Source organism: Pseudomonas sp. Irchel s3b5 (genome assembly GCF_900187435.1).
In the GTDB taxonomy this organism is placed as follows: Bacteria; Pseudomonadota; Gammaproteobacteria; order Pseudomonadales; family Pseudomonadaceae; genus Aquipseudomonas.
On the sequence record NZ_FYDY01000001.1, the window covers coordinates 486,319 to 493,153 of the forward strand.

The 6,835-nt window shown below is 61.2% G+C and carries 6 protein-coding genes and 1 pseudogene; 5 read left to right on the forward strand and 2 right to left on the reverse strand.

Features of this window, described 5'->3' with window-relative positions; translation table 11 throughout:
- Positions 1-94: 94 nt before the first annotated feature.
- A complete protein-coding gene (locus CKW15_RS02155; protein ID WP_095151451.1) occupies positions 95-907 on the reverse strand; it encodes a class I SAM-dependent methyltransferase in 813 nt (270 codons plus the stop codon).
- Positions 908-1,205: 298 nt separating this feature from the next.
- Between CKW15_RS02155 and CKW15_RS02160 the strand changes: the two are divergent.
- A pseudogene (locus CKW15_RS02160) lies at positions 1,206-1,455 on the forward strand (helix-turn-helix transcriptional regulator); the annotation flags it as partial.
- 211 nt (positions 1,456-1,666) lie between these two features.
- Positions 1,667-2,713 (forward strand): class I SAM-dependent methyltransferase, encoded by a 1,047-nt coding sequence (locus CKW15_RS02165; RefSeq protein WP_095151452.1) that lies wholly within the window; start codon positions 1,667-1,669, stop codon positions 2,711-2,713.
- Between the two features lie 90 nt (positions 2,714-2,803).
- On the opposite strand, the gene CKW15_RS02170 is transcribed toward CKW15_RS02165, so the two are convergent.
- Positions 2,804-3,700, reverse strand: coding sequence for a LysR family transcriptional regulator (locus CKW15_RS02170; protein ID WP_095151453.1), 897 nt, complete (start codon positions 3,698-3,700; stop codon positions 2,804-2,806).
- Positions 3,701-3,965: 265 nt separating this feature from the next.
- On the opposite strand from CKW15_RS02170, the gene CKW15_RS02175 reads away from it, so the two are divergent.
- The 3 genes from CKW15_RS02175 to CKW15_RS02185 are packed head-to-tail and all read left to right on the forward strand — an operon-like array spanning position 3,966 to position 6,559.
- Complete coding sequence (locus CKW15_RS02175) at positions 3,966-4,664, forward strand: CoA transferase subunit A (protein WP_053160351.1); 699 nt, start codon at positions 3,966-3,968, stop codon at positions 4,662-4,664.
- Positions 4,665-4,700: 36 nt separating this feature from the next.
- The gene (locus CKW15_RS02180; RefSeq protein WP_095056861.1) at positions 4,701-5,366 is read left to right on the forward strand and encodes a CoA transferase subunit B; all 666 of its coding nucleotides are present in this window, start codon (positions 4,701-4,703) and stop codon (positions 5,364-5,366) included.
- Positions 5,367-5,377: 11 nt separating this feature from the next.
- Complete coding sequence (locus tag CKW15_RS02185) at positions 5,378-6,559, forward strand: acetyl-CoA C-acetyltransferase (RefSeq protein WP_095151454.1); 1,182 nt, start codon at positions 5,378-5,380, stop codon at positions 6,557-6,559.
- Positions 6,560-6,835: the final 276 nt, after the last annotated feature.

Here is a 6,835-nt window from a genome sequence, read left to right on the forward strand (position 1 = left end):
GAGCTTGCCCGCGATAGCCATCGTCCAGACACAAGGGCTGTGTCTGACGTCCAGCCATCGCGAGCAAGCTCGCGCCTACAAGGATTTCGCTTCATCAACGCCGCGTAATCACCACCTCCAGATACTCACTGGGCACCACCAGCGACTGGTCCCCCGCCCGGTTCAGCCGGTTCAACAGCTCCGTCAAATCCGCCTCCAGAGCCGTGGCACCCTCGGGTGGCAATGCCGCGAAGGCCTTGTGCACCGGGCCGTACCATTCACGGAAGGTGTCGATGAAATGCGCGGCCGAGCGATAGCGAAAATTGAACGTGCGGCGAGTGACCTGAAGCAGAAACTCACGTTCGTTAAAGTGCTCGTGCAGCCAGGCCTCGGTGCCCCAGCGTGAGGGCGGTTGTGCACCGGGTGGGGGTGGCAGGTGCTGGCCAAGGGTCTTGAACATCTGGCCGACGAAACCTTCGGGCGTCCAGTTGGCTAGGCCGATCCGGCCTCCCGGCCGACAGACCCGCGCCAATTCTGACGCAGCTTTGGCCTGATCAGGCGTAAACATCACGCCGAAGGTGGACAGCACGGCATCGAAACTGCCGTCCTCGAAGGGCAAGGCTTCAGCGTCAGCCACTTGAAAGCTGACATCCAGGCGCTCCGCCCTCGCCCGCTCTTCACCGCGTTCAAGCAAGGCGCTCACATAGTCCGTAGACGTAACCTGGCAACCACGGCGCGCCGCGGCGAGTGTCGCGTTGCCGTTGCCCGCGGCGACGTCCAGCACGCGCTCGTCGCACAACAGGTCGCAAGCTTCGGCCAGTTGCTCGCCGACAATCTGCAAAGTGGTACCGATTACCGCATAGTCGCCGCTGGCCCAAGAGGCCATTTGGCGGTTTTTCAGGGCAGTCAGATCAATGGGTGTGCTCATGGCGACGATCTCTGCGTGGAAACATGAATCGAAGGTGACGGGGTCTATTCCGCCGTTGTGGAATCGATGATGTTCATGACCTGGGAAACGCGGCTGGCGGAAAACCCGCGTTCAATAACGAACTTTGGCATGGCAACCTCTCATTATTGTTATGGATGACAGGACCGGCATGACCCTGTAGGCAAACTATCGCGCCGCCACGGGCTGGCGTCCTGTCCGATCGTCGGCCAACCCTGCCCGATCGTCCGGAGATTTCACGTGGCGCCGCGACGCGCTCACAATCGAAGATCGCCTGCACGGGAACCGGATCGTCGGCGCGGCCCTCAATGCCCTGCACAAAAAGCCCTGTCACGCCTGGACGCTTGAAGAGCTGGCCCGCACCACCGGCACGTCCAGATCATTGCTGGCCGAACGTTTCCAACAATTGGTGGGTGTTTCGCCGATGCAGTACCTGACGCATTGGCATGTTGCTGGCGGCCAACCTGTTGCGCAGTAGCAACAGTTCGCTGATGCGGATTGTCGAAGAAGTGGGTTACCAGACGGACACCCCTGTAGGAGCGAGCTTGCTCGTACAGGGTTCGGTACCGGTCACGGAACTGTCGCTTTCGTCGCTCCAGCCCGCGCAGTACAACGCCCGAACTAAACTTAAGGCACACAGGACGGGCTTGGCGTCCTGCACATTCCTACGACCACCGCCCAGTGGCGAAGGCCAGGCGAACCATGCCTCTGGACCGTGATCCTGCTAAAGGAGCACACGTGATGGACGAGGCCAGACTCAATGACTTCATGGGCAAACTGGTCAATGACATGGGCGGCGCGGCAATGCTGGCCAATGTCATCGTCGGTGAGGAGCTCGGTCTGTACCGGGCCATGGCCGACAGCCAACCGACCACCCCTGAAGTCCTTGCCGAAAAAACCGGCTGCAACCCCCGACTGGTGCGCGAATGGCTCAGTGCCCACGCCGCATCCGGCTATATGGAACACGCCGACGGTCAATTCCGTCTCCCCGAAGAACAAGCCCTGGCCCTGGCCATCGAAGACTCACCGGTCTACATCGCTGGTGGTATCGGCGTGGTCGCGTCGTTTTTCCACGACAAGGACAAACTGGTCAGCGCCATGCGCGGCAACGGCGCCCTGGCCTGGGGCGATCACCATCCGTGCATGTTCAGCGGCACCGAGCGATTCTTCCGGCCTGGCTACAAAGCGCACTTGATCGCCGAATGGCTGCCGGCCCTCGACGGTGTCGTGGCCAAACTCGAGGCGGGGGCCAAAGTGGCGGACATCGGCTGCGGCCATGGTGCCTCGACGGTGATCATGGCCCAGGCGTTCCCGGATTCGCGCTTCGTCGGGTTTGACTACCACGCGCCCTCCGTCACCGTGGCCACCCAGCGCGCCGAAGAAGGCGGCGTGGGCAATCGGGCGCGGTTCTTCCAGGGCACCGCGAAAAGCTTCCCCGGCGATGACTATGACCTGGTGTGCTATTTCGACTGCCTGCACGACATGGGCGACCCGGTTGGCGCGGCAAAACACGCCTATGAATCGTTGAAGCCCGACGGCACGGTGCTGCTGGTGGAACCGTTCGCCAACGACTCGCTGGACGAGAACATCAACCCGGTGGGCCGGTTGTTCTACGCCGCCTCGACCTTCATCTGCACGCCGAACTCGCTGTCACAGGAAGTCGGCCTCGGGCTCGGAGCCCAGGCGGGTGAAGCGCGGTTGCGCAAAGTGTTCACCGAAGCCGGTTTTTCAAGTTTCCGCCGGGCCACGGAAACACCGTTCAACCTGATTCTGGAAGCGCGTAAATAACGCCACACTCGCGATGGTGGTGGGTCAGCGACCTTTATGTATCTGGTCCATTGCCATCGCGAGCGAGCTCACTCCTACAGGGTCACAGACTCAAGAAAATCGTTGTCCCAGGTTTTCTTCTTTAAGCACATCAAACAATGCCTGCGCCGCCGCCGACAACTCACTTCCAGGCAGCGTCAACACCCCTAGCGCCCGTTCCACCACCGGGTCGCGCAAGGTAATGCAGTGCGCGCCCAGCTCACGCATCTGCCCCGCACACAACGCGGGCACCGCGCTCACCCCCAGCCCGCTGGCGACCATCCGCCCAGCCGTCGCCAATTGATGACTTTCAAACTCCACCGGCAATTTCATGCCTCGCGCCTGCAAGTGCTCTTCCAGCATCACCCGCACGGTGGAAGGTCGCTGCAACGTGATGAACGGTTCCTTGAGCAACGTCTTCCAGTCGATTTCATCCAGCTCGACCAACGGCGAGTCCCGGGGCACCACCGCCACGAAGCGATCGACATACAACGGCGTAAACATCAGCGATGAGCTCTGGGTCGGTTCGAACGCCACGCCCAGCTCCACCTGTCGGTCACGGACCATTTCCAGCACTTGCTCGTTGATCACGTCGTTGACCGTGACGTTGACGTTCGGATAGCGGGCGCGGAAGGTCTTGAGGATCGGTGGCAGCAGGTTGCCGGCAAACGACGGCATCGCCGCCAGGGTCACGCGCCCGCGCTGCAGGGTGAAGCGCTGGCGCAGTTCGTCTTCGGCATTGTCCCAATCGGCGATCAAGCGGCGCGCCAGTGGTACCAGGGCTTCGCCTTCGGCGGTCAGCGCCACGTTGCGCGTGTTGCGGGTAAACAACCGCCCGCCCAGCCCTTCTTCCAATGCCTTTATGGTCAGGCTCAGAGCCGATTGCGACAGGTGCAGGCGCTCGCAGGCCACGGCAAAACTCAGGCTTTGGGCCACGGCCAGGAAAGCGCGGATCTGCTTGACGGTCATGGGTCGCTTAGCTCCAGAATGAATGAACCACTGAACCTTGTAGGAGCCGGCTTGCTGGCGATTGCAACATGGTAAGCGAAATCGATGTTGGCCTTATCCGCCGCCATCGCCAGCAAGCCGGCTCCTACAGGTCTGCATATTTCATCGCCTGATGAGTTTTATCAATCAATATTCCATAAAAATCAACTTAACAAATTAATCGCACAGAGAGACACTCTTCCCCATACGGCTAGCCAGCCGCCCACAAAGAATAAAAGAGGTGCATATGGCAGGTTTCGACAAGCGCGTGAGTTCCTACGAGGAAGCTCTGGCAGGTCTTGAAGACGGCATGACTGTTATCGCTGGCGGCTTCGGCCTGTGCGGGATCCCGGAAAACCTGATCAACGAGATCAAGCGCAAAGGCACTCGCGACCTGACCGTGGTTTCCAACAACTGCGGCGTCGACGGTTTCGGCCTCGGCGTGCTGCTGGAAGACCGCCAGATCAGCAAAGTGGTCGCTTCGTATGTGGGCGAGAACAAGATGTTCGAAGAGCAGCTGCTCAGCGGCGCTATCGAAGTCGTCCTGACCCCCCAAGGCACCCTCGCCGAAAAAATGCGCGCAGGTGGTGCCGGCATCCCGGCCTTCTTCACCGCCACCGGCGTCGGCACTCCGGTTGCCGATGGCAAGGAAGTGCGCGAATTCCACGGTCGCCAGTACCTGATGGAAGAATCCATCACCGGTGACTTCGCCATCGTCAAAGGCTGGAAAGCCGACCACTTCGGCAACGTGATCTACCGTCATACCGCCCAGAACTTCAACCCGCTGGCCGCCACCGCCGGCAAGATCACCGTGGTCGAAGTCGAAGAAATCGTCGAACCCGGCGAGCTGGACCCGGCGCAGATCCACACCCCTGGCATCTACGTCGACCGGATCATCTGCGGCACGTTCGAGAAGCGCATCGAACAGCGCACCGTACGTAAGTGATCCCCTGCCCCCGGACCGAATGAAGGAATAACAACAATGGCACTTTCCCGCGAACAAATGGCTCAACGCGTCGCCCGCGAAATGCAGGACGGCTTCTACGTGAACCTGGGCATCGGCATTCCGACCCTGGTCGCCAACTACATCCCTGAAGGCATGGAAGTCATGCTGCAGTCGGAAAACGGCCTGCTGGGCATGGGTCCTTTTCCTACTGAAGAAACCATCGATGCCGACATGATCAACGCCGGCAAGCAAACCGTGACCGCACGGACCGGCGCGTCGATTTTCTCCTCGGCCGAGTCCTTCGCCATGATCCGTGGTGGCCATGTCGACCTGACCGTGCTGGGCGCGTTTGAAGTCGACGTACAAGGCAACATTGCCTCGTGGATGATTCCCGGCAAACTGGTCAAAGGCATGGGCGGCGCGATGGACCTGGTCGCCGGCGCAGACAACATCATCGTCATCATGACCCACGCCTCCAAGGACGGTGAGTCCAAGCTGCTGGACCATTGCAGCCTGCCGCTGACCGGTGCCGGTTGCATCAAGCGCGTGCTGACCGATCTGGCTTACCTGGAAATCGACAACGGCGCATTCATTCTGAAAGAGCGCGCGCCGGGTGTCAGCGTCGAAGAGATCATCGCCAAGACTGCCGGTAAACTGATCGTGCCGGAACATGTGCCGGAAATGCAGTTCGCTGACCAGTGAGGAAATTTTCCATGCAAGACGTCGTCATTGTTGCTGCCACGCGCACCGCGATTGGCAGTTTCCAGGGCTCGCTGGCCAATGTGTCCGCGGTGGACCTGGGCGCTGCGGTGATCCGCCAGTTGCTCGCGCAAACCGGCCTGGACCCTGCGCAAGTCGATGAAGTGATCATGGGCCAGGTTCTGACCGCCGGCGCCGGACAAAACCCTGCGCGCCAGGCCTCGATCAAGGCGGGTCTGCCCTTCGCCGTACCGGCCATGACCCTGAACAAGGTCTGCGGTTCGGGCCTCAAGGCCCTCCACCTGAGTGCACAGGCGATTCGTTGCGGCGATGCCGACGTGATCATCGCCGGCGGCCAGGAAAACATGAGCCTGTCCAACTACGTCATGCCCGGTGCCCGCACCGGCCTGCGCATGGGTCATGCACAAATCGTCGACACCATGATCAGCGATGGCCTGTGGGATGCGTTCAACGATTACCACATGGGTATCACCGCCGAGAACCTGGCCGAGAAGTACAACCTGACGCGCGAGCAGCAGGATGCCTTCGCCGCCGCCTCGCAGCAGAAAGCCGTGGCTGCCATCGAAGCCGGGCGTTTTGCCGACGAGATCACGCCGATCCTGATCCCCCAGCGCAAGGGCGATCCGCTGTCCTTCGCCACCGACGAGCAGCCACGGGCCGGCACCACCGCCGAATCCTTGGGCAAGCTCAAAGCCGCGTTCAAGAAGGACGGTTCGGTGACCGCCGGTAACGCTTCGTCCCTGAACGATGGCGCCGCCGCCGTGATCCTGATGAGCGCCGACAAAGCCAAGGCCCTGGGCCTGCCGGTGCTGGCGAAAATCGCCGCTTACGCCAACGCAGGCGTGGACCCGGCGATCATGGGCATCGGCCCGGTGTCCGCCACACGTCGTTGCCTGGACAAGGCCGGTTGGTCCGTTGACCAACTGGACCTGATCGAAGCCAACGAAGCGTTCGCCGCACAATCACTGGCCGTGGCCAAGGACCTGGAATGGGACTTGAACAAGGTCAACGTCAACGGCGGCGCCATCGCCCTCGGTCACCCGATCGGTGCTTCGGGCTGTCGCGTGCTGGTGACGTTGCTGCATGAAATGATCAAGCGCGACGCCAAGAAAGGCCTCGCCACCCTGTGCATCGGTGGTGGTCAAGGCGTGGCACTGGCGCTCGAGCGGGCGTAAGCCAACAGCGTTCAACAGACGGCGCGGGGACCCACGAAGAACCACGCCGCCTGGCAACACCCCCCGGTGCGATGCAAGTCTCACCGGGTTTTTTATGCCTGCGTTTTTTCAGGTGGACCGCGTTATCGTTCATCGCGAGCACCAATCCCTGTAATTGGATGGACTCGCCCACGCCGAGGCGTCAATGCGCCACGGTGGCAGTCTAAGAAGCCAACGGCAGCGAGGGCGAGTCCATGAAAAAGAATACGACGCTTAAACAGTCCCTGTCTTCAACCG